Origin of the sequence: uncultured Pseudoflavonifractor sp. (assembly GCF_944387805.1) — a bacterium.
Classification (GTDB): Bacteria; Bacillota; Clostridia; order Oscillospirales; family Oscillospiraceae; genus Pseudoflavonifractor.
Genome location: NZ_CALXGI010000018.1, coordinates 1 through 21,293, shown reverse-complemented (window position 1 = coordinate 21,293; position 21,293 = coordinate 1). Strand labels below are relative to the sequence as shown.

The 21,293-nt window shown below is 64.1% G+C and carries 18 protein-coding genes and 1 pseudogene; 7 read left to right on the top strand and 12 right to left on the bottom strand.

The window, feature by feature from the left end:
- Positions 1-7: 7 nt before the first annotated feature.
- Positions 8-709 carry an ABC transporter ATP-binding protein gene (locus Q0K06_RS06685; protein ID WP_294550252.1) on the bottom strand — a complete coding sequence of 234 codons (702 nt, stop codon included), beginning with the start codon at positions 707-709 and terminating at the stop codon, positions 8-10.
- A 190-nt stretch (positions 710-899) separates the two neighbouring features.
- Here Q0K06_RS06685 and Q0K06_RS06680 point away from each other — a divergent pair, with 190 nt between their 5' ends.
- Positions 900-1,496, top strand: a complete 597-nt coding sequence (locus Q0K06_RS06680; RefSeq protein ID WP_294550249.1) for a TetR-like C-terminal domain-containing protein — start codon at positions 900-902, stop codon at positions 1,494-1,496.
- A 395-nt stretch (positions 1,497-1,891) separates the two neighbouring features.
- Here the strand turns inward: Q0K06_RS06680 and Q0K06_RS06675 are convergent, their stop codons facing one another.
- The 6 genes from Q0K06_RS06675 to tadA form a co-directional block, all read right to left on the bottom strand.
- Complete coding sequence (locus tag Q0K06_RS06675) at positions 1,892-2,875, bottom strand: ABC transporter permease (RefSeq protein WP_294550246.1); 984 nt, start codon at positions 2,873-2,875, stop codon at positions 1,892-1,894.
- On the bottom strand, positions 2,868-3,977 hold the full coding sequence (locus Q0K06_RS06670; RefSeq protein ID WP_294550244.1) for an ABC transporter permease: 1,110 nt from the start codon (positions 3,975-3,977) through the stop codon (positions 2,868-2,870). The genes Q0K06_RS06675 and Q0K06_RS06670 overlap by 8 nt, the downstream gene beginning before the upstream one ends.
- Positions 3,977-5,551, bottom strand: a complete 1,575-nt coding sequence (locus tag Q0K06_RS06665) for an ABC transporter ATP-binding protein (RefSeq protein ID WP_294550241.1) — start codon at positions 5,549-5,551, stop codon at positions 3,977-3,979. The genes Q0K06_RS06670 and Q0K06_RS06665 overlap by 1 nt, the downstream gene beginning before the upstream one ends.
- A gap of 149 nt (positions 5,552-5,700) precedes the next feature.
- Positions 5,701-6,906 (bottom strand): BMP family ABC transporter substrate-binding protein, encoded by a 1,206-nt coding sequence (locus tag Q0K06_RS06660; RefSeq protein WP_294550238.1) that lies wholly within the window; start codon positions 6,904-6,906, stop codon positions 5,701-5,703.
- Positions 6,907-7,214: 308 nt separating this feature from the next.
- Positions 7,215-7,787, bottom strand: coding sequence for a xanthine phosphoribosyltransferase (locus Q0K06_RS06655; protein WP_294550233.1), 573 nt, complete (start codon positions 7,785-7,787; stop codon positions 7,215-7,217).
- 563 nt (positions 7,788-8,350) lie between these two features.
- Entirely contained in the window at positions 8,351-9,121 is a 771-nt protein-coding gene (tadA, locus tag Q0K06_RS13915) for a tRNA adenosine(34) deaminase TadA (RefSeq protein ID WP_365924940.1), read from the bottom strand.
- 164 nt (positions 9,122-9,285) lie between these two features.
- Between tadA and yqeC the strand changes: the two genes are divergently transcribed.
- From yqeC to Q0K06_RS06620, 5 genes are read left to right on the top strand one after another with little or no spacing between them, the layout of a single operon-like run.
- Positions 9,286-10,008: a selenium cofactor biosynthesis protein YqeC gene (gene yqeC / locus Q0K06_RS06640; RefSeq protein ID WP_294550230.1), complete on the top strand. Its 723-nt coding sequence runs from the start codon at positions 9,286-9,288 to the stop codon at positions 10,006-10,008.
- 55 nt (positions 10,009-10,063) lie between these two features.
- The gene (gene yqeB / locus Q0K06_RS06635; RefSeq protein ID WP_294550227.1) at positions 10,064-10,870 is read left to right on the top strand and encodes a selenium-dependent molybdenum cofactor biosynthesis protein YqeB; all 807 of its coding nucleotides are present in this window, start codon (positions 10,064-10,066) and stop codon (positions 10,868-10,870) included.
- Positions 10,858-11,613: an XdhC/CoxI family protein gene (locus tag Q0K06_RS06630; RefSeq protein WP_294550224.1), complete on the top strand. Its 756-nt coding sequence runs from the start codon at positions 10,858-10,860 to the stop codon at positions 11,611-11,613. Before yqeB ends, Q0K06_RS06630 begins: the two co-directional genes overlap by 13 nt.
- A 28-nt stretch (positions 11,614-11,641) precedes the next feature.
- Complete coding sequence (locus Q0K06_RS06625; RefSeq protein WP_294550222.1) at positions 11,642-13,231, top strand: S-layer homology domain-containing protein; 1,590 nt, start codon at positions 11,642-11,644, stop codon at positions 13,229-13,231.
- A 39-nt stretch (positions 13,232-13,270) separates the two neighbouring features.
- Positions 13,271-14,596 carry an alpha-amylase family glycosyl hydrolase gene (locus tag Q0K06_RS06620; protein WP_294550219.1) on the top strand — a complete coding sequence of 442 codons (1,326 nt, stop codon included), beginning with the start codon at positions 13,271-13,273 and terminating at the stop codon, positions 14,594-14,596.
- A gap of 65 nt (positions 14,597-14,661) precedes the next feature.
- Here the strand turns inward: Q0K06_RS06620 and Q0K06_RS06615 are convergent, their stop codons facing one another.
- The 5 genes from Q0K06_RS06615 to Q0K06_RS06595 all read right to left on the bottom strand — a co-directional run bounded on the left by Q0K06_RS06615 (position 14,662) and on the right by Q0K06_RS06595 (position 20,586).
- The gene (locus Q0K06_RS06615; protein WP_294550216.1) at positions 14,662-15,240 is read right to left on the bottom strand and encodes a nucleotidyltransferase family protein; all 579 of its coding nucleotides are present in this window, start codon (positions 15,238-15,240) and stop codon (positions 14,662-14,664) included.
- Complete coding sequence (hydA, locus tag Q0K06_RS06610) at positions 15,231-16,625, bottom strand: dihydropyrimidinase (protein ID WP_294550213.1); 1,395 nt, start codon at positions 16,623-16,625, stop codon at positions 15,231-15,233. Before hydA ends, Q0K06_RS06615 begins: the two co-directional genes overlap by 10 nt.
- A gap of 43 nt (positions 16,626-16,668) precedes the next feature.
- On the bottom strand, positions 16,669-17,907 hold the full coding sequence (thrC, locus tag Q0K06_RS06605; protein WP_294550311.1) for a threonine synthase: 1,239 nt from the start codon (positions 17,905-17,907) through the stop codon (positions 16,669-16,671).
- Between the two features lie 527 nt (positions 17,908-18,434).
- A complete protein-coding gene (locus Q0K06_RS06600) occupies positions 18,435-19,904 on the bottom strand; it encodes a pyridoxal-phosphate dependent enzyme (protein WP_294550211.1) in 1,470 nt (489 codons plus the stop codon).
- A 49-nt stretch (positions 19,905-19,953) separates the two neighbouring features.
- On the bottom strand, positions 19,954-20,586 hold the full coding sequence (locus Q0K06_RS06595) for a helix-turn-helix transcriptional regulator (protein WP_294550210.1): 633 nt from the start codon (positions 20,584-20,586) through the stop codon (positions 19,954-19,956).
- A gap of 354 nt (positions 20,587-20,940) precedes the next feature.
- Between Q0K06_RS06595 and Q0K06_RS06590 the strand changes: the two are divergent.
- Positions 20,941-21,293: pseudogene (locus tag Q0K06_RS06590) on the top strand (knotted carbamoyltransferase YgeW); the annotation flags it as partial.

The window sequence follows — 21,293 nt, the reverse complement described above, 5'->3', positions numbered from 1 at the left end:
CAGAGGATTACCACTCGATTTCCTCCACCGGGGTGGGGTGGTCGGTGCGCTCAACGGCGGCCACGGTGCCGTTCTTGATGTGGATGACCCGGTCGGCCATGGGGGTAAGGGCGGTATTGTGGGTGATGACCACCACCGTCATGCCCTGCCTGCGGCAGGTGTCCTGGAGCAGCTTGAGAATCTGCTTGCCGGTGACATAGTCCAGGGCGCCGGTGGGCTCGTCGCACAGCAGCAGCTTGGGGTTCTTGGCCAGGGCCCGGGCAATGGCCACCCGCTGCTGCTCGCCGCCCGAGAGCTGGCCGGGGAAGTTGTCCATCCGCTCGGCCAGGCCCACGTGCTTCAGCACATCCGCCGCGTCCAGCGGGTTGCGGCAGATTTGGGCCGCCAGCTCCACGTTCTCCAGGGCGGTCAGGTTCTGCACCAGGTTGTAGAACTGGAACACAAAGCCGATATCGTACCGGCGGTAGGTGGTCAGCTCCTTCTGGCTGTAATCGGACACCCTCTGCCCGTCCACCAGGATGGTGCCCTCGTCGCATTCGTCCATGCCGCCCAGAATGTTGAGCACCGTGGTCTTTCCGGCGCCCGAGGGCCCCACGATGATGCAGAATTCTCCCTTTTCAATCTCAAAGGAGATATCCCGCACGGCGGTGATGACCACCTCGCCCATCTGGTACCGCTTGACCACGTGCTCCAGGGAGATAAAGGACATGAAACCCCTCCTTGCCCAATAAGTGTAGGATAACAAACAAGTGTTGATTTCTTGATGTGATTTTATTATAGTTATATGAAACAGGGGTTTCAATGGTCAAAGGGGGGAGACCCCGTCTAAAACAAGACAAAAGTCTGATGGAGTGTTGAAAAACTCTGTAAACAATTTTTGAACGCCGGGAGGGCCGGGTATGGAGGCAAAACAGGGGAGTGGAAGGGATGACCGGAGGGTGCGCAGGACCAAGCAGATGCTGCGCAGCGCCCTTCTGGAGCTGCTGCGGGAGAAGAGCGTGGACCAGATCACGGTCACAGAGCTGACCCAGAAGGCCGACGTAAACCGGGGCACCTTTTACGGCCATTACAAGGACATTTATGACATGGTGGAGCAGATGGAAAACGAGATGTTCCAGGAGTTCAGCGACCTGCTCCACGCCTATCCCGCCGACGCGCTCCGGCACGGCCTGCGGCCCATCCTGCAGGATGTGTTTGCGTTTCTCCAGCGGTACGGGGACGTGGCGGCCGCCCTGCTGGAGCGGGACCGGGACACCCGGTTCCTGGAGAAGCTGAAGGGCATGGTGGCGGAGCGGGTCAGCCTGGAGTGGGGGCGGCTCTACCAGTTCAGCACCCCAAAAGAGCAGGCCTTCTGCCTGTCCTTCCTGGTGGGGGGCGCGGTGGGGCTCATCCAGAGCTGGCTGGAAGGGGGACGGAAGGAGTCTCCCGAGGAGCTGGCCGCCCTGTCCGAGGCCATGATTCTCAGGGGGATTGAGGGGCTTAACCAGCCCCGGTGAGGGGTACGGTCTCCGACGGGGTACTTTTCACCGGCGAAAAGCACCCAAAAGCCGCCAGGGGGCAACAGGCGCGGAGGGCCCTGTTAGGGCCAAACGCGCCCGTTTCCCCCTGGTACCCCCTTTCGGGGACGCGGCTTGCGGCGGAAAAATTCAATGAGCCACCGTATTTGAAAGTAGTTGCTTGCCGATTCGGTGCCCTGCGTGCCGTTCCTGCATCGCCCGAGCAGCGTTACCCGCCCAGACTTGCCACTCTCTGCAATTCATTGGCGATCTCAATGCCGCACGAAGTCTCTGCCACTTATCTTTAGCCTTTGCCCGAGCGGGTCTGACGCACAAAAGAACAAAAGAGCGGGTCCGGACAATGTCCGGACCCGCTCTTTTTTAAAATTGATGTTTCAGCGCTCTTCTCTGAAGTAGGCCAGGCCCAGGCTCTGGGGCGGCTGATTTTCGCGCTTGCGGCGCATACTGACGGCCACCAGCACGATGACGGTGGCGATATAGGGGAAGATGTCGTAAATCTGGGCGGGGATGCCCAGGGCCACATAGAGCCGCATGACGGACAGGGCGCCGAACACCAGGGAGCCCAGCAGGGCGCGGGCGGGGCTCCAGGTGGCGAAGATGACCAGGGCCACGGCAATCCAGCCCTTGCCGTTGACGCAGTTGTGGACCCACACTCCGCCCACGCCGTTGGCGGAGTTCATGACGATGTACAGCCCTCCCAGGCCGCAGATGCCGCCGCCCACGCAGGTGGCCAGGTACTTGTAGAGGGTGACGTTGATGCCGGCGGCGTCAGCGGTGGCGGGGGACTCGCCCACGGACCGCAGGTTCAGGCCCGCCCGGCTCCGGCCCAGGAACCAGGCCAGCACAATGGCCAGAAGGATGCCCAGGTAGACCATGAAGTTGTAGGAAAAGAGGAGCTTGCCCACCACGGGCAGGTCCTGGAGCACCGGGATGCCCGAGTTGAAGGCGTCCTTGGTCACGTTGCCCACGGCCATGTACCGGCTGGGGGCGGTGTTGCCGATGGCCTCGCCCAGGAAGTTGGCAAAGCCGGTGCCGAAGATGGTGAGGGCCAGACCGGTCACGTTCTGGTTGGCCCGGAGGGTGATGGTGAGCACGCTGTAAATGAGGGCGCCGAAGGCGGCGCACAGGATGGCGCACACCATGGCGATGAGCACGGACACCACCGGGTTGGGGTTGGACACGGCCTGCTCATAGTAGTAGGACCCGGCCAGGCCGGCCACGCCGCCCATGAACATCATGCCCTCCACACCCAGGTTCAGGTTGCCCGACTTCTCGGTGAGGATTTCACCCAGGGTGCCGAACAGGAGAGGCGTGCCCGCCAGCACGGCGGCCACCACAAAGCTGAGGACTTTATCCATTGCTGTGCTCCCCCTTTCCGCGGAAAATCAGCCGGTAACGGATGAAGAACTCGCACCCCAGCATGGCGAAGAGGATGATGCCGGTGAGCACGTCGGCCACCGAGGCGGGGATGCTGAAATTGGTCTGGATGGTGCCCGAGCCCTTGGTGAGGATGGCCAGGAAGGCGGCGATGAACACCATGATGATGGGGTTGAGGCCTGCCAGCCAGGCCACGGTGATGGCGGTGAAGCCCACGCCGCCGGCGGTGTTGGCGTTGAGGGTGTAGTCCGCGCCGGACACCACCGTGAAGCCCACGATACCGGCGATGGCGCCCGAGATGCACATGGTGCGCATGACGATTTTGGGCACGCTCATGCCGGAGTAGCGGGCGGTGGCCTCGCTCTCGCCCACCACGGCGATCTCATAGCCCTGCTTGGTGTACCGCAGGTAGAGGAACATGAGCACCACGAAAATCAGCACGATGATCCAGCCCGCGTGGACGCCCAGCACCTTGGGCAGCCGGGCATTGGAGGCGAACTGGGCGATGATGGGGAAGCCGGTGCCCTTGGTGTCCTTCCAGGGGCCGTTCTGGAGGTACTGCTCAATGCCCAGGGCGATGTAGTTGAGCATCAGGGTGAACAACGTCTCGTTGGTGCCCCACTTGGCCTTGAAGAAGGCGGGAATCAGGCCCCACAGAGCGCCGGCGATGGCGGCGGCCAGGAACATGACGATGAGCAGGGGCACACGGGGCAGGGTATCGGCCCAGAAGAGGGCGAAGTAGGTGGCGGCGATGCCGCCGGCCAGGATCTGGCCCTCCGCGCCGATGTTCCAGAACTTCATCATAAAGGCGGGGGCTATGGCCACGGCGGCGCCCAGCAGGGGCACCGCGATTTTCACCGTCTCCCGGCGGCCGATCTGGGTGCCCAGGGAGCCCCGGACCATGTCGGCGTACACCAGGAAGGGGTTGTGGCCCAGCAGGAGCATAATCAGGGCGCCCAGCAGCAGGGCCAGCACAATGGCTGCGGCCCGGATGGCCCAGGACTTGCCCCGGGAAATATCGGTCCGCTTGGCGATGCGCACCAGGGGCTCCCGGTGCTCCGCCGCTTTCACTTGAGCTGCCATCAGGCCTCAGCCTCCTTTCCAGCCGACTGGGTCATGAGCAGACCCACCTGGTCCTTGGTGGCGGTGCGGGCGTCCACCACGCCGGTGACCCGTCCGCCGCACAGCACCACAATCCGGTCGCACAGCTCCAGCAGCACGTCCAGGTCCTCGCCCACCAGCAGCACCGCCACGCCCTTCATCTTCTGCTCGTTGAGCAGGCGGTAGATGGTGTAGGAGGAGTTGATATCCAGACCCCGGACCGGGTAGGCGGTCATGAGCACGGTGGGGGAGGAGGCGATCTCCCGGCCCACCAGCACCTTCTGCACGTTGCCGCCCGACAGCTTGCGCACCGGGGTGGACACGCCGGGGGTGACAATCTCCAGCTCCTCAATCAGCTTCTCGGCCAGGGCTCTGGGGGTTTTGCGGTCCACCAGGGGGCCCTTGCTCTCCTTGTAGGTCTTGAGCATCATGTTGTCCACCATGTCCATGGAGGCAACCAGGCCCATGCCCAGCCGGTCCTCGGGCACAAAGGCCAGGGACACGCCGATTTTCTGAATCTGGGTGGGGTTCTTGCCCACCAGCTCCTCACCGGCCTTGTCCACGGGGACATGGTTTCCGGCGATGTCGCTCTTGGGGTGGGGAGGATAGTAGAAGATGTGGCCCGACTCCACCTTCTGAAGGCCTGCGATGGCCTCCAGCAGCTCCTTCTGGCCGGAGCCGGCCACGCCGGCGATGCCCAGAATTTCGCCGCCCATGGCGGTGAAGCTCACGTCGGTGAGGGCCTTGACGCCGTCGCTGCCCCGGCAGTTGAGGCCCTTGACCTCCAGACGCAGGTCGTGGTACTTGGCCATGGGCCGGTCGATGTCCAGGGTGACGGCGTGGCCCACCATCATGTCGGTGAGGGCCTGGGGGTTGGTTTCGGCGGTGTTGACGGTGCCGATGTACTTGCCCTTGCGGAGCACGGCCACCTTGTCCGAGATGGCCATGACCTCGTTGAGCTTGTGGGTGATGATAATGATGGACTTGCCGTCGGCCTTCATGTTGCGCAGCACGGCAAAGAGCTTCTCGGTCTCCTGGGGGGTGAGGACGGCGGTGGGCTCATCCAGGATGAGGATGTTGGCGCCCCGGTAGAGCACCTTGACAATCTCCACCGTCTGTTTCTGGGAGACCGACATGTTGTAGATCTTCTGGTCGGGGTCGATGTCGAAGCCGTACTTCTCGCTGATGGCCCGCACCTCACGGGCCACCTTCTTCCGGTCCAGGCGGCCCTTCTGGTCCAGGCCCAGGACGATGTTCTCGGCGGCGGTGAGCACGTCCACCAGCTTGAAGTGCTGGTGGATCATGCCGATGCCCAGCTCAAAGGCGTCCCTGGGGGAGCGGATGGTGACCTCCCTGCCGTCCACCCAAATCTGGCCGGCGTCAGGGAAGTAGATGCCCGAGAGCATGTTCATCAGGGTGGTTTTGCCGCTGCCGTTCTCGCCCAGCAGGGCCAGAATCTCGCCCCGGTCCACCTCCAGGCTGATTTTGTCGTTGGCCACCACCGGGCCGAAGGTTTTGGTGATGTCTTTCAGGCGGATGGCTGTGTTGGCGTCCAAATCCTTCACCTCGCTTGCGCGTCATATGGCGGGGGACCTGGTCCGCCGCCTGTAGTTTTGTTCCTCCCGCAGAGGAAGGAGCGGGTGGAGCTGCGGGAAAGCAGCGTCCACCCGCTCCGTTGAGACTGTGCCGGACTCCGGGGAGCCGGTTACTGGATGATGCTGGTGATGCCGTCGATGATGTAGCAGAAGCTGGGGGCGGAGGCGGTGCCGCTCTCATCGTAGAACTCGCCCTCGGGCAGGGTCCAGTCCTCAGTCTTTTCGCCGGTGTTGGCGTCAAAGGCGTAGCCGTGGAGGGGGCCGGAGAACACGTGGAAGTCCTCGTTGACGAATTTCTCCTCGGCGGCCTCGATAGCCTCGGCGGTGCCCTCAGCCACAATGTCCTCGTTCAGGGGGGAGAGGTACACGGCGCCGTCGGCGTAGCCCTGGCACCAGTCGTCGGGGATGGTCTCGCCGTTGATCATGCAGTTGAGGGCGAAGGTGTAGTACACGCCCCAGTCCACACGGGCGGACACCAGGGAGGCCTTGGGGGCGGCGGAGATCATGTCGGCGTTGTAGCCCACCTGGAAGGCGCCGTTGGCCTCGGCGGTGGTGGCGGGGGCGGTGGTGTCGGAGTGCTGGGAGATGACGCCGCAGCCGTCGTCAATCAGGGCCTGGGCCACCTGGGCCTCCAGAGTGGGGCTGGACCAGGAGTTGGTGTACATGACCTCCATGGTGGCCTCGGGGTACACGCTCTTGGCGCCCAGATAGAAGGCGGTGAAGCCGGAGACCACCTCGGCAAAGGGATAGGCGCCCACATAGCCCAGCTTGGGGTTGCCGATCTCCTTGGCCTTCATGCCGGCGGCGATGCCGGCCAGGTAGCGGGCCTCAAAGATTTTGGTGAAATAGTTGTGGTCGTTGGTGTTCTCGGTGGTGGCGGCCTGATAGCCGGTGGCGTGGCAGAACTGAATCTCAGGATACTCCTGAGCCAGGGGGATCATAAACTGCTCGTGGCCGAAGCTGTTGCAGAAGATGATCTGGCAGCCGGCCTCGATGCACTCCTGAATGGCGGTGGTGCAGGAGGCGTCCTCGCCCACGTTGCGCTTGACCACCAGCTGGGTGTCCTCATCCAGGCCGCAGGCCGCAAAGGCCTCCTCCATACCCACCATGTGGTTGTAGTTGTAGCCGTTGTCGTTCTCCTCGCCGATCATGACCAGGCCCACCTTCAGGTCGGCGGCGGGGATGGCGGCGGTCTGGCCGGAAGCGCCGTCGGTGGGGGCGGGAGAGCTGTCGTTGTTTCCGGCGTCATCGCCGCAGGCGCCCAGGGCCAGCACCATGGACGCGGCCAGGAGCATGGCAAGCAGTTTCTTTTTCATAGCGTTTTTCCTCCTTAAAAATGCGGGTTTCCTTCCATTCCTACGTACAAAAAGACAGTTCTATGAATCACGGCGGAGACAAAGGGACCGCCAGGGCCCGGCCGCACTCCGCCGGTAATTCCTGCGAAGCGCGGCCGGCAGAATACCCTGACGGTCTCGCGCAGACATCCGCTCATCACGGCCCCGCGGGGCCGCCTGCGGCAGCAGGGGTGCTGTGCACAAAAGGGACAGGCTCCGGCGCACCAAACCGGAGCCATCGCGTTATTTATGGCTGGCAAGCGGGGAGAGGCACAGGGCGGTTCTCTGTTTCAGCAGAACTCCACGCCGTCCTCTTCGCTCATGCTCTTGATTCTTGCCAAAGACTCCACACGCACGCCCATGGAGCGGATGAGGTCGCCGCCGGGCTGGAAGGCCTTCTCCACGCAGATGCCCGCCCCCACCACGGTGGCGCCGGCGTCCTTCACCAGGTTGATCAGGCCCTGGAGGGCGCTGCCGTTGGCCAGGAAGTCGTCGATGATGAGCACCCGGTCCTCCGGCAGGAGGAACTCCTTGGATACGATGATGTCGTACACCTTGCCGTGGGTAAAGGACTCCACCTTGGAGGTGTACACGTCCCCGGCGATGTTCTTGGTCTTGTTCTTCTTGGCGAAGATGACGGGGACATCAAAAAACTGCGCGGTTACGCAGGCGATTCCAATTCCCGACGCCTCAATGGTCAGGATCTTGGTGACCCCGCAGTCACCGAACAGCCGGTAGAATTCCTTGCCGATTTCGCCGTACAGCTTTACGTCAATCTGGTGATTGAGAAAGCTGTCCACCTTGAGTACGCCGCCGCTGCGGATCTTGCCATCCCGGCGGATGCGGTCTTCCAAAAGCTTCATAAGTACGTTCTCCCTGCCGATAAAATAGGTAGATACATTGTAGCGAAAAAGAGACGCCAGTTCAATCACCTATATTCTATCAAAAAAACGGACATTTGTCAGCTTTTTTTTAGAAATTTTCACAGCGGCAGAAAATTGCAAGGAAAAATGGGGAAAACAGAGGAAAAAAGCAAAAAGAAACGGCAAAGGCCGGGCGTCCGCTCCTTGACGCCCGGCCCCTGCCGAAGGAAAGAGGATACAATGAAATGAAAAGAAACTGTCTCTTGCAGGTATTATAGTACCCGAGACTTGTTAACAGAGAAAGAGGAAAATGTTACAAGAGAATTAAATCTTCTGGATTTTATGTAAAGTCCACGTAATGGAGGGAAAGGCCTGAAAGAAAAGGGGGAAAAAGGGGGCCGGGCCGCGGAATTCCGCGGCCCGGCATGAAAAAGGATAGGAGGATAGAATGAAAAGAAGTTGCTGTCTCTTGCAGGTATTATGTTACCAGCAGGATATTAAGAATATAAGGTGGAATTGTTACAAAAGAATCAAATCTTTCCGGGGAGAAAATTGTCCGCCGGTCAGAGAAGAACGTCGGACGCCTCGGGGTGCTTGTCCCGCCAGCTCACCGCGTAGGAGCAGGCCGCATTGGCCCGGCGGCCGCTCTGCCGCAGAGCGGCCACCGCCGCCTCCATCAGCTTCCCGGCCACACCCTGGCCCCGCAGGCTGCTGTCCACAAAGGTGTGGTCGATGACGGGCACGCCGTCCGCCCCGGCGGGGAAGGTGATTTCCGCCAGCACGCCGCCCTTGCCGTCGGGCAGGAAAATCCGGTTGTCCTCATACTGAAATTCCATTGTAAAATCTCCTTTCGTCTCTCCGCAGCAGGGGACGGCAGGCTTTTTCCGCTTCTCCCTCAGCCGCTGGAAAAATTGCTGCATCAGCGCCGCGCTCTCTTGGGCCAGAATGCCGCCTGTGACCTGAGGACGGTGGTTCAGCGGGGCGGAAAACACGTCCAGCGCAGAGCCGCAGGCGCCGAACCGGCTGTCCTCCGCGCCGTACCACACCCGGGGAATCCGGGCGTTCACAATGCCGCCGGCGCACATGGCGCAGGGCTCCAGCGTCACATACAGGTCGGCCCTGTGGAGCCGCCAGCCCCCCAGGGTCTCATTGGCCTGACGGATAGCCAGCAGCTCGGCGTGGGCCAGGGCGTCCTTATTTTCCTCCCGCCGGTTGCGGCCCCGGCCCACCACCCGGCCCTCCCATACTACCACGCAGCCCACCGGCACCTCGCCGGCCTCCATGGCCTCCCGGGCCAGGTCCAGGGCCTGGCGCATGTAGTCCTCGTGGTCCATGTGCTCCGCCTCCTCTCAGGGTGTCTGTCAGAGATCTATTTTATCTATTTTCTCTATATTGCGCAAGGGATAGCTGTGGTAAATTCGGCGGAGTTGTGCTATGCTGAGTAGGACACAGCATACCCGGCGGGCGCGCCCTCCGGGCCGGAAGGAGAAATAAAGAGATGAGACTTTGGGATAAGCTGGGGCTGGACATGGACCGCCACCGGGTCATCGCCCTGGTGGGGGGCGGCGGTAAGACCACCACCATGTACGCCCTGGCCCGGGAGGCCAGGGAGGCGGGAAAGACGGTGATTGTCACCACCACCACCCACATTCTGCCCCATCCCGCCCTGTTTATGACCGCTGAAAGCGATCCGGCGGCCCTGAAGGAGCTGCTGGACAAATACGGTATTATCACCGTGGGCAAGCTGGACCGGAAGGACAAGATGACCGGCGGCGCCGTGACCGCCTGCGCGGCCGCGGCGGATATCGTGCTGGCCGAGGCCGACGGGGCCCGGGTGCGGCCCCTGAAGGCGCCCGCCGGCCACGAGCCGGTGATCCCCGCCCAGGCCGCCGCGGTGCTAGCCCTGGCGGGCATGGACTGTCTGGGCGGGACGGTGGAGGACATCTGCCACCGGCCCGAGCAGGTGTGCGCCCTGCTGGGGTGCGGTATGGACCATGTGATTACCCCCGCCGACGTGGCGGCCATCCTGTCCAGCCCCCAGGGCAGCCGGAAGGGAGTGGGGGAGAATATGGCCTTCCGCTGCGTGCTCAACAAGGCCGACACCGAGGCGCGGCGCAGGGGGGCGGAGGAGATTGCCGCCCTGCTGGCTGAGCGGGGCATTCCCGCCGTCATCACTGCTTACTCCCGGGAGGAGCAGGGCGGCCTGAGCTGGTTTAAGTAAGTTGGGGAAATAGACTGCGCCCCGGCGTTTTGGGGTAAAAAGGAGTGGAAAGACAGTGAAACGGATTTTGATTAAGGGCGCCGGCGACCTGGCCACCGGCACGGCGGTGCGGCTGTACCGGGCGGGCTTCCCCCTGGTGATGACCGACATCGAGCAGCCCACTGCGGTGCGGCGCACGGTGGCCTTCTGCCAGTGCATGTACGACGGCACCCAGACCGTGGAGGGCATCACCGCCCGGCGGGTGTACAGCGGGGTGGAGGCCCTGGCCGCCCTGGAGAAGGGGGAGATCCCCGTCCTCAACGACCCGGAGGCCAAAATTCTCAGGGAGCTGGACTTCTTCGCCGTGGTGGACGCCATCCTGGCCAAGAAGAACCTGGGCACCACCATCCATGACGCGCCTGTGGTGCTGGCCCTGGGCCCCGGCTTCACCGCCGGGGTGGACTGCCACGGCGTCATTGAGACCCAGCGGGGCCACGACCTGGGCCGCCTCATCACCGACGGCTCCGCCGTGCCCAACACCGGCGTTCCGGGCAACATCGGCGGCTACACCACCGAGCGCATCATCCGGGCCTGTGCCGACGGCGTCTTTGCGCCTGTGGCCGCCATTGGCGACCAGGTGCAGAAGGGAGACCTGGTGGCCAGGGTGGACGGAGAGCCGGTGTACGCCCTTATCACCGGCGTGGTGCGGGGCATGCTGCCCGCCGGGCTGAAGGTGTGCAGGGGCATGAAGTCGGGGGACATCGACCCCCGCTGCGAGGTGCGCCACTGCTTCACCGTGTCCGACAAGGCCCGGGCCATCGGCGGCGGCGTGCTGGAGGGACTGCTTTACTTCGGAAAGGAGAAGGGACTGTGGAACGACTGATTATCTGCGGCGGGGGACATGTGTCCCTGGCTCTGGCCCATGTGGCCTCCATTCTGGACTTCGATATCACCGTCATCGACGACCGGCCCGAATTTGCCAGCAAAGAGCGGTTCCCCATGGCGGGCCAGGTGCTGTGCATGGGCTTTGAACAGGCCCTGGACCAGCTGGGCAGCCGGGCCGACGACTACTATGTCATCGTCACCCGGGGCCACGCCTTTGACCGGGACTGCCTGGCCCATGTGCTCCGGGGCAGGTACGCCTACGTGGGCATGATTGGCAGCAGGGGCAAGGTGGCGGCCGTGATGAAGAGCCTTCTGGCCGAGGGCTTCCCCCAGACGCAGCTGGACGGGGTTCACGCCCCCATCGGCATCAGGCTGGGGGGCCAGAGCCCGGCGGAGGTGGCGGTGTCCATCGCCGCCGAGCTGGTGGCCGAGCGGGCGCGCATCGGCTCCATGCCCCCGCCGCCGCCTGAGCAGGAGCCCGGCGTGCTGGTGACCATTGTCAGCAAGCGCGGCTCCGCCCCCAGAGGGGAGGGCGCCTGGATGCTGGTGCGGCCCGACGGGTCCATTCTGGGCACCGTGGGCGGCGGCGCCGCCGAGCACAGAGCCCGGCAGGACGCCATGAAGCTGTGGAACGGGGAAGACGTACCCACCCGGCAGGTCTACGACCTGTCCCCCAACGCCGCCGACCTGGGCATGGTGTGCGGCGGCGTTATTGAGGTGGAGTTCGCCCTCCGCCGCTAAATTTAAGAAAGACAGGAGAATCTCAGCCATGAAACAGGGAAGAATTGCAAAGAAGATTGTGGCCGGGGCCCTGGCCCTGAGCCTGACGGCCGGCCTGACGGCCGGCCTGGCGGGCGCTGCGCCTGCCGGCGCATTGGACAGCTGGTTCTCCCAGCCCTCCGGCTGGGCGGCCGCCGATGTGGAGCGGGCGGAGGACGAGGGCCTGCTCAAGCCCTACTATATCATGTCCGACCTGAAGGGGGACATCACCCGGCAGGAGTTTGCCGTGCTGGCCGTCACCCTGGCCCAGAAGATGGGCCTGCTGGTGGAGCTGTACGGCTCCGACCTGGCGGAGGCCCCCTTTACCGACATTGACTACATCTCCGCCAAGCCCTATGTGACGGCGGCCTGGAACCTGGGGCTGATGAACGGCGTGTCCGCCACTGAGTTCGCCCCCAGCCGCACCATCACCCGCATGGAGATCTGCACCCTGCTCAGCCGGGTAATGGAGAAGTGCGGCGTTGACCTGCCCCAGACCGTCGCCGGTGTGGAGGCCCGGCTGGACTCGGGGGCTGAGGGCGTGGTGCCCGACTGGGCCAGACAGGGCATTGTGGACATTGTGGGCGCCGGCCTGATGCAGGGCGGAGACAACGGCAGCCTGGCCCTCACCGCCCAGACCTCCCGGGAGCAGGCCATGATCCTGGCCCTGCGGAGCCTGGACCTGGGCGGCGGCATCCTGGAGGAGCAGAACTTCACCGCCGCCGAGCGGGAGAAGATCGCCCAGCTCAGAGCGCTGCGGGCCACCTTCGGCAACCCGGGCGAGCCCTACGCCCAGGCGCCCTCTGTCTCCGCGCCATACAGCCCCGGCGTGCTCAACGACGCCTTCCTCCAGGACGGCCTCAACTCCATCAACTATATCCGGGCCGTGGCCGGTCTGGATGCGGTGACCATGAGCGGGGAGAAAAACCAGAACGCCCAGGTGGGCGCCATTCTGCTGGCGGCCAGCGGGTTCAGCCACTACCCCGGCCAGCCCGCCGACATGCCCGACGACCTGTACAAGCAGGGCTATGCCGCCACCTCCACCAGCAACATCGGCTCGGGGTATGCCAATCTGTCCTCCTTCAACCTGAGCTGCGCGGACGACTCCGACGCCTCCAACATCACCAGGCTGGGCCACCGCCGCTGGCTGCTGGACCCCACCCTGACCACCGTGGGCATGGGCTACGCGGAGCGGCGGGTCCTCACCCAGGTGACGGACGGCCTATACACCAGATGGACCGGCCCGGACTATGTGACGTGGCCCTCTGAGGGCGTGTTTCCCTCGGAGCTGTTCAACGAGAACCTGGCCTGGAGCTGCTCTCTGAGCCCCGACGTGTACGGGTCCAACCGGGACGGCCTGACCGTCACCGTCACGGACGGCAGCGGCCACACCTGGACCGGGCAGGCCTCCAGCCAGGTGGACACCACCGCCGACTTCGTCCTCCTGGAGGGCACCGGCTACGGCGGCGCTCCGGCGGTTATCTTCCGTCCCGCCGGCCTGGAGTACCGCACCGGCCGGCCCCTCACCGTAACCATCTCCGGCCTCCAGCTCAAGAGTGGCGGCACCGGAACCATCACCTATACCGTCAAACTGTTCTAAGCTTCCAAAATTCAGACCTCAGAGGAGGAAACCAAGCAAATGTGGGCATATGAGCGGACCTTTTATCAGATCTACCCCCTGGGCATGTGCGGCGCGCCCGGGGAGAACGACGGCGTCACCGTTCCCCGCATCCGGCGTGTGCTGGACTGGGGGGACCACCTGGAAAAGCTGGGGGTGGGGGCCGTGGTGTTCAACCCGGTGTTCCAGTCCGACCGGCACGGGTACGACACCCGGGATTTCCTCACCGTGGACTGCCGCCTGGGCACTAACCAGGACTTCAAGGACGTGTGCGACGACCTGCACCGCCGTGGAATGAAGGTGGTGCTGGACGGCGTGTTCCACCACGTGGGACGTGGGTTCTGGGCCTTCCAGGACGTGCTGCGGAACCGGGAGGGCAGCCCCTACAAGGACTGGTTCCACATCAACTTCGGGGGCAACAGCAACTACAACGACGGCCTGTGGTACGAGGGCTGGGAGGGGCACTATGAGCTGGTGAAGCTGAACCTGTCCAACCCCCAGGTGGTGGATTACCTGTTCTCCTGCATCCGCCAGTGGGTGGAGGAGTTCGGCGTGGACGGCCTGCGGCTGGACGTGGCCTACCTGCTGTCCCAGGACTTCCTGCGGTCCATCCGCTCCTTCTGCGACAGCCTCAAGCCCGATTTCTTCCTCTACGGCGAGATTCTGGGCGGCGACTACCGCCGCATCATGGGCGACGGCCTGCTCCACTCCTGCACCAACTACGAGTGCTTCAAGGGCCTGTGGTCCAGCTTCAACGACAAGAACCTGTTTGAAATCAACCACTCCCTCAACCGCCTGTTCTCCGACGGGCAGTACACCCTCTACCGGGGCTGCCACCTGTTCTCCTTTGCGGACAACCACGATGTGAACCGGCTGGCCAGCAATCTGCGCCGGGCCGACGACCTGCCCCTGTGCTACGCCGTCCTCTTTGCCATGCCCGGAATCCCCTGCCTGTACTACGGCAGCGAGTGGGGCATCCAGGGGGCCAAGGGCAGGGGGGACGACAGCGCCCTCCGTCCCGCCCTGGAGAAGCCGGAGTGGAACGGCCTCACCGACCGCATCGCCGGGCTTATCAGGGCCCGGGCGGGCAGCAGGGCCCTCAACAACGGCGGCTACCAGACCGTGGTCATCACCAACCGGCAGCTGGTGTTCCTGCGGCAGTACGAAGGCGAGCGGGTGCTCTGCGCCGTCAACCTGGACGACGCAGACTATACCGCCCGGCTGGGGGGCTGCTCCGGCCCGGCCACCGACCTGGAGACCGGCGAGAAGCTCACCCTAAGCGAAAACCAGCTGCTCCCCGCCCGTACCGCCTTCCTCTGGAGGCTGGACAACGGAACACAGACATAAAAACGGCCCCGGAGCCATTGCTCCGGGGCCGTTTTCCACATAAAGAGAGAAAAATGTTGAAGGTTTCAGCGCTGTTCCAGGTCGGCGGGGGTGTCCACGTCCAGCAGCTCGGCGGGGGAGTGAGCCTCCACCAGCCGCAGCCGGTCCCGATGGGCTTTAATCACCGCGCCGCCGCCGGTGTCCCCGGTGAGGGCGGACAGCTCGGGGAACAACTCCCGGGGAAAGAGACAGGGATTGCCCTTCTTTCCCTGCCAGCTCAGGGCCGGGATGGTGTCCGGGTGGGAAGCAAAGGCGGCTATTACCCGCTCCACACTTGCCCGGGTGAGCCAGGGCTGGTCGGCAACGGCGAACAGGGCCCCGTCGGCCCCCGCTGTCTGGGCCGCGGCAGTGCCCAGCCGGACGGTGGCCGAAATGCCCTCATCCGCGCCGCTGTTGAAGATGGGGGTGTACCCCAGCTCCTCCGCCAGGGAGAGGATTTCCGGGTAGCGGCTCACCACCAGGGGCGGGGTGAACAGCTCAGGCGGACAGGCGGCCATCACCCGGCGCACCAGGGGCAGGCCGTCCACGGTCCGGAGCAGCTTGTTGGCCCCGAAACGCCGCCCGGCCCCTGAGGCCATGAGCACAAGGGCGACCTTTATCTCCACAGCTGAGAGCTCCCTCTGTGGACAAACTGTCCCGCCTTCTCCAGCACCACCTTGCCGTTCTCCGCCGCCACCTGGCCGGAGAGGAACACAGTCTCGGGACGGCCCACGGCCTCAAAGCCCTCGTAGGGGGTGTAGTCCACCTTCTGGTTCTGCTCGGCGGCGGTGATGGTCCACCGGGCCTCCGGGTTCCAGATGACCAGGTCGGCGTCGCTGCCCACCGCCAGCACGCCCTTCCGGGGGTACATGCCGAAGAGCTTGGCGGGCTGCTCGGCGAGCATCCGGGCCATGTGGGCGGCGGTGATGCGGCCGGTGGCCACGCCGGCAGTGTACATGAGGGCGGGACGGTGCTCCACACCGGGCATGCCGTTGGGAATCCTGGAGAAGTCCTCCCGGCCCAGGGTTTTCACGCCGTTGAAGTTGAAAGAGCAGTGGTCGGTGCCCATGGTGTCAATCTCACCGGCGGAGAGCGCCTGCCACAGAGCGGCGCAGTCCTCCTCCTTGCGAAGGGGCGGAGACAGCACAAACTTGGCACTTTCGAATCCGGGCAGTAGATATTTATCCTCATTCAACAGGAAGTATTGGGGGCAGCTCTCCACATAGCACTTCTGACCCCGCGCACGGGCGGCCCGGATGACCTCCAGACCCCGCAGGGTGGACAGGTGCACCACGTTCACCGGGTAGCCCGCCATCTCGGACAGGGCCAGCCACCGGTTCACTGCCTCGGCTTCCACCACCGGCGGACGGGACATGGGATGAGCCGCCGGGGTCAGGTGCCCGGCCGCCCGCTGGGCACGGATGCCCTCGGTGACCATGTCGCCGTTTTCGCAGTGACAGCCCACGATGCCGCCCTCTCGGGCCACCGCCTCCACCACCTCCAGAGCCTGGCCGTCGGTGATGCGCAGGTTGTCGTAGGCCAGGTAGATCTTGTAAGAGGTGACGCCCTCGGCGGTCATGTCGGCCAGCTCGGCCTTGATGCGGGGGTCCCAGTCCTTGATGGTCATGTGGAAGCCGTAGTGGCAGGAGGCCCGGCCGTCGGCACGTCCGTGCCAGGTCTCCAGGGCGGAGGCCAGGGAGCAGCCCCGCTGGGACTCGGCAAAGTCCAGCACGCAGGTGGTGCCGCCCGCCAGAGCCGCTCTGGTGCCGGACACCCAGTCGTCCGCCGTCTCGTTGGGCAGGCCCTTGTTCATCTCAAAGTGGGTGTGGGTGTCGATAAAACCGGGGAACACCAGCTTGCCCGCCGCCTCGATGACCTTGCAGCCCTCAGAGGGCAGGTTGGGGCCGATGGCGGTGATTTTGTCCCCGTCAATCCGCAGGTCGGCGGCCACGGGACCCTGGGGCAGGATGAGGGTGCCCCCACGGATGAGGGTAGATGTACGCTCAGACATAATAAAACCTCCGTTCCGCCGCATGGCGGCGTATCTCTTAGGTTCAGGGATGGATATTCCGCGCCTCAAAGGCGGACAGCAGGTCGGCCATGTCCGGCTTCACCACCATGGGCTCACCGGCGGCCTTGATACCGTTGGCCGCGTCCTTCAGGCCGTTGCCGGTGACCACGCTGATCACCGTGGACGCCGGGTCGATGAGCCCCAGCTCCACCGCCTTTTTCACGCCCGCCGTGCCGGTGACCCCGGCGGGCTCGCCAAACACGCCGCAGGTGCGGCCGATGAGCCGCATGGCGGCCAGAATCTCCTCGTCGGACACGTTGACCGCCACGCCGCCGCTCTCTCTTACGGCGGCCAGAGCTTTGTCCGCGTTGCGGGGTACGCCCACGGCAATGGAGTCGGCCAGGGTGTTCTCCTCCATGGGCTGCCAGGGCTCCCCGGTCTGGAGGGAGCGGTTCAGGGGGCAGCAGCCCTCGGCCTGAACCGAGATGAGCTTGGGCAGACGGTCGATGAATCCGGCGGCATACAGGTCCTTCAAGCCCTTCCACGCGCCGGCGATGGTGCAGCCGTCCCCCACGGACAATGCCACATAGTCGGGCACCTGCCAGTGGAGCTGCTCCATAATTTCCAAAGTCACCGTCTTTTTGCCCTCGGACAGGTAGGGGTTGATGGCGGCGTTGCGGTTATACCAGCCCCAGCGCTCAATGGCGGCCTTGGACAGGGCAAAGGTGTCCTCATAGCTGCCGTCCACACTGATAACGGTGGCCCCAAAGATTTGCAGCTGGGCCACCTTGCCTCTGGGGGCACGGGAGGGGACAAAGATGTAGCTGACCAGGCCAGCCGCCGCCGCGTTCCCCGCCAGGGAGGAGGCGGCGTTGCCGGTGGAGGAGCAGGCGATGGTGTCCGCCCCCGCCTCACGGGCCTTGACAACCGCCATGGCCGAGGCCCGGTCCTTCAGAGAGGCGGTGGGGTTGAGACCGTCGTCTTTGAGGAAAAGCCTGTAAAGGCCAATTGCTTGCGCCAACCGGTCCGCCCGGTACAGGGGGGACCAGCCCACCCGCAGGGGCGGCGGGGGAGAGTCGGGCTCCACGGGCAGAAACGGACGGTACCGCCACATGGACCAATCGGTGCAGTCAGCCAGGGAATTTGGGGAGAAAACCGAGCGAATATAGTCGTAATTGTACTCAATATCCAGAATTCCGCCGCACGCGCAGGTGGTCAGGCCGGGCACGGCCTCGTACTCCCTGCCGCAGCGGACGCATTTGGCGCAGCGGACGTTTTTCATCATAAAAATTACTCCTTTCGGCTGCAAAAGAGTTGAAACTATGAAAAAAGAGCGAAAAGAGTGTTCGGGCAGAGACGAGAACAAAACGCAGAGACTGTGTGCGGCATTGAGAAAGGTAATTGAATTGAAACTACTTACAAGTTTGGGTGGGTAACGCTGCTCGGGCAGAGGTGGAACGGTACACAGGGCACTGAATCGGCAAGCAACTGCTTTCAGGTTCGGTGGCTACTTGAACCCCACCGCCGCAGGACGCGTCTCCGAAAGGGGGTACCAGGGGGAAACGGGCGCGTTTGGCCCTAACAGGGCCCTCCGCGCCTGTTGCCCCATGGCGAGCTTTGCCTACTTTCCCTCGCTGGAAAGTAGGCCGTCGGAGACCCTCGTCCTCGCAAGCTGCGTATCGCTCAGCCCGCCGCAAGCGGCAGGCCTCGCTCACTTCGCTGCTCGTCCTCTCCCCACGAAAGGCGTACCGCCTTCCGTGGGGGCCCTGGGAGACCAGCCATTTTCCCCGGGGGGAGGGCCAATTTATCTCACAGCTGATTAAGTACGCCGGAGGCGGTGTTGAACTGGTCAATGAGGGCGTCCAGCTCGCCCACCTGGGCGTGGACCTTCTCCCACTCGTCGCCGTACCACAGCTCGTCCAGCTCCGCCGCCGTGCGGCCCTGCTGCTCCACCCAGGTGTAGTACTTCAGGTTGTGAACCCGCCTGCGGTCGCAGTAGTTCAGCTCGGCCATGGCGTCGGTCCTGAGGCCCAGCAGGTGGAGGCGGTGGTCGATGGCGGCGGCACGGCGGTCGTAGGGGCCGTACTGCTCGGCCAGCTCGGCCACCCGGGAGCCGTACATGGATGCCGAGTCTGTGAGCACCGTCACCACCACGTCCCGGGCGGTGAACTCGTAGTACCTGGCCATCTTCACGCAGCAGAGCACGTTGGCAATGCCGCTGATGCCCAGCCAGGACAGCTTCTCCAGGGTCTCGGCGTCCACACCGGCCTCCTCGGCCAGATACCGCAGGCCCTCCTCCTCGGCAAAGAGCCGCAGCAGCCGCAGGGCGTCCTCGTCGTCAATGTCGATGACCATGTCGGTGTTCTTCACGTTGTGAATCCAGGGGATGTGCTTGTCGCCGATGCCCTCAATGCGGTGGTCGCCAAAGCCGTTGTTCAGGATGGTGGGGCACTGGAGGGCCTCGCCCACCGCCAGCTTCATGCCGGGGTAGACCTCCTTGAGATAGTCCCCGCAGCCGATGGTGCCCGCGCTGCCGCTGGTGAAGCAGGCGCCGGCAAGCCGGTCGCCGGGCCGCTTGATGCCCTCAAACAGGGCGGACAGGGCCTCGCCGGTGACCTGATAGTGCCACAGGTGGTTGCCCATCTCCTCAAACTGGTTGAAGATCATGCAGCCCGGGTCCTGCCGCAGCTCGTTGGTCTTGTCAAAAATCTCCTTCACGTTGCTCTCGCAGCCGGGGGTGGCGATGACCTCCGCGCCGATGGACTCCAGCCAGTCAAACCGCTCCCGGCTCATGCCGGCGGGCAGGATGGCCACGCCACGGGCGCCCAGCAGCTTGGAGTTGAAGGCGCCGCCCCGGCAGTAGTTGCCGGTGGAGGGCCAGACCGCCCGGTGGCGGGTCACGTCGAACTGGCCGGTGACCAGCCGGGGGGCCAGACAGCCGAAGGAGGCGCCCACCTTGTGGCAGCCGGTGGGGAACCACTTGCCCGCCATGGCCACAATGCGGCAGGGTACGCCGGTGAGGGAAGGGGGCAGCTCCACGTAGTTGGGCACATGCTGGAACAGGCCGCCGTACTCCTTGGCCTCGTTCTTCCAGGTGATGCGGAACAGGTTCAGGGGGTTCACGTCCCACAGTCCCACGGACTTGAGCCCCTCCTTTACCTTGTCCGGCATGGAGTCGGGGTGCTTCATCTGCCGGAAGGTGGGGATGAGGATGTTGTTTTCCCGGGCGTTGCGCAGGTTGCGCTCCAGCGCTTCAGGGCGGATGGTCAGGTCAATCATGGCGGTGCCTCCTTTTTTATGTCTGTTTCTGGGGGACGGCGGGACGGACTCAGCCGTTCTTGTCGTCCAGGTAGCTGTACAGGGTGTACTTGGAGATGCCGAAGAAGGTGGCGATCTTGTCGCCCGACTTGGTGATGAGCAGGGCGCCCGCGTCGTTGAGGAAGCGGATGGCCCGGATTTTGTCCTCCCGGTCCATGAGGGCCACCGGCTTGCCCACCAGCTCCACCGACTCCCGCAGCAGGTCGTCCAGCAGGTCGGACACGCTGCGGGTAATGCGCTCCGGCTCCCTGGTGGGGGCCTCCCTGGGGGAGACCAGGGGGCGCAGGGCCTGCTCCACGGTGAGGAGGGCGGAGATGTCGTAGTTGATGGAGAAGATGGCCTCCGGCCTGCCGGAGGAATCCCGGATGAACAACGTGGAGGATTTGAGCACCTTGCCGTCGGGGGTGCGGGTCAGGTAGGCCAGGTGGTCCTCCTGCTGCCCGCCCTTGAGGGACTCCAGCACCACGTGGGACGGACCGTCCCCCAGGGCCCGGCCGGACACGTGGCCGTTTTCAATGTGGACCACCGTGTGCTCCGGGCCGTCGGTCAGGTCGTGGATGAGCACCTCGCAGCAGGGCCCGAACTGGACGGCCAGGCCGTGGGCAATCTGCCGCAGGAGAGAGAGGCGTTCTTCACTGAGCATGGGGAAAGAGGCTCCTTTCTGAAGATGTACGCCGGGAAAGTGGGAAAAATCCCGCCCGGCGGAGCAGTTTCTTTCATCATATCACAGCGGGGGGAGAAATCAAGGCGAAAACAAAAAAACTGACAGCCTCCCTGAAAAAAAGAAAAGGACGGGAAACTCCATGCGCCGCAGGCGCGCCGTGAAACCAGGCGGAGGCCTGCGGCGCGCAAAACTTATGCGCATATGGGCCCCACCGGGCAAAGCGCCTTTTGCTATGGTTTTGCACAGCAAATTGTTTACAAAAAACCGGTTGATTCCGGCCGGGGAGATGCTATGCTTATGTCAGAAAAATTCGTGCCGAGGAGGATATAAAGCATGAGCGCACAGTTTGACGAAATCATCCGGGAGCTGAGCCAGCTAGACCTGAAGAATATGTACGGGAAGGACTTCTTCCTCACTTGGGACAAGACCGGCCAGGAGCTGGCAGGGGTGTTCGCGGTGGCGGACGCCCTGCGGGACCTGCGGGAGCGGAACATCTCCACCCGCCTCTTTGACTCCGGCCTGGGCATCTCATTGTTCCGGGACAACTCCACCCGCACCCGCTTCTCCTTCGCCTCTGCCTGCAACCTGCTGGGCCTGGAGGTCCAGGACCTGGACGAGGGCAAGAGCCAGATCGCCCACGGCGAGACCGTCCGGGAGACCGCCAACATGATCTCCTTCATGGCCGA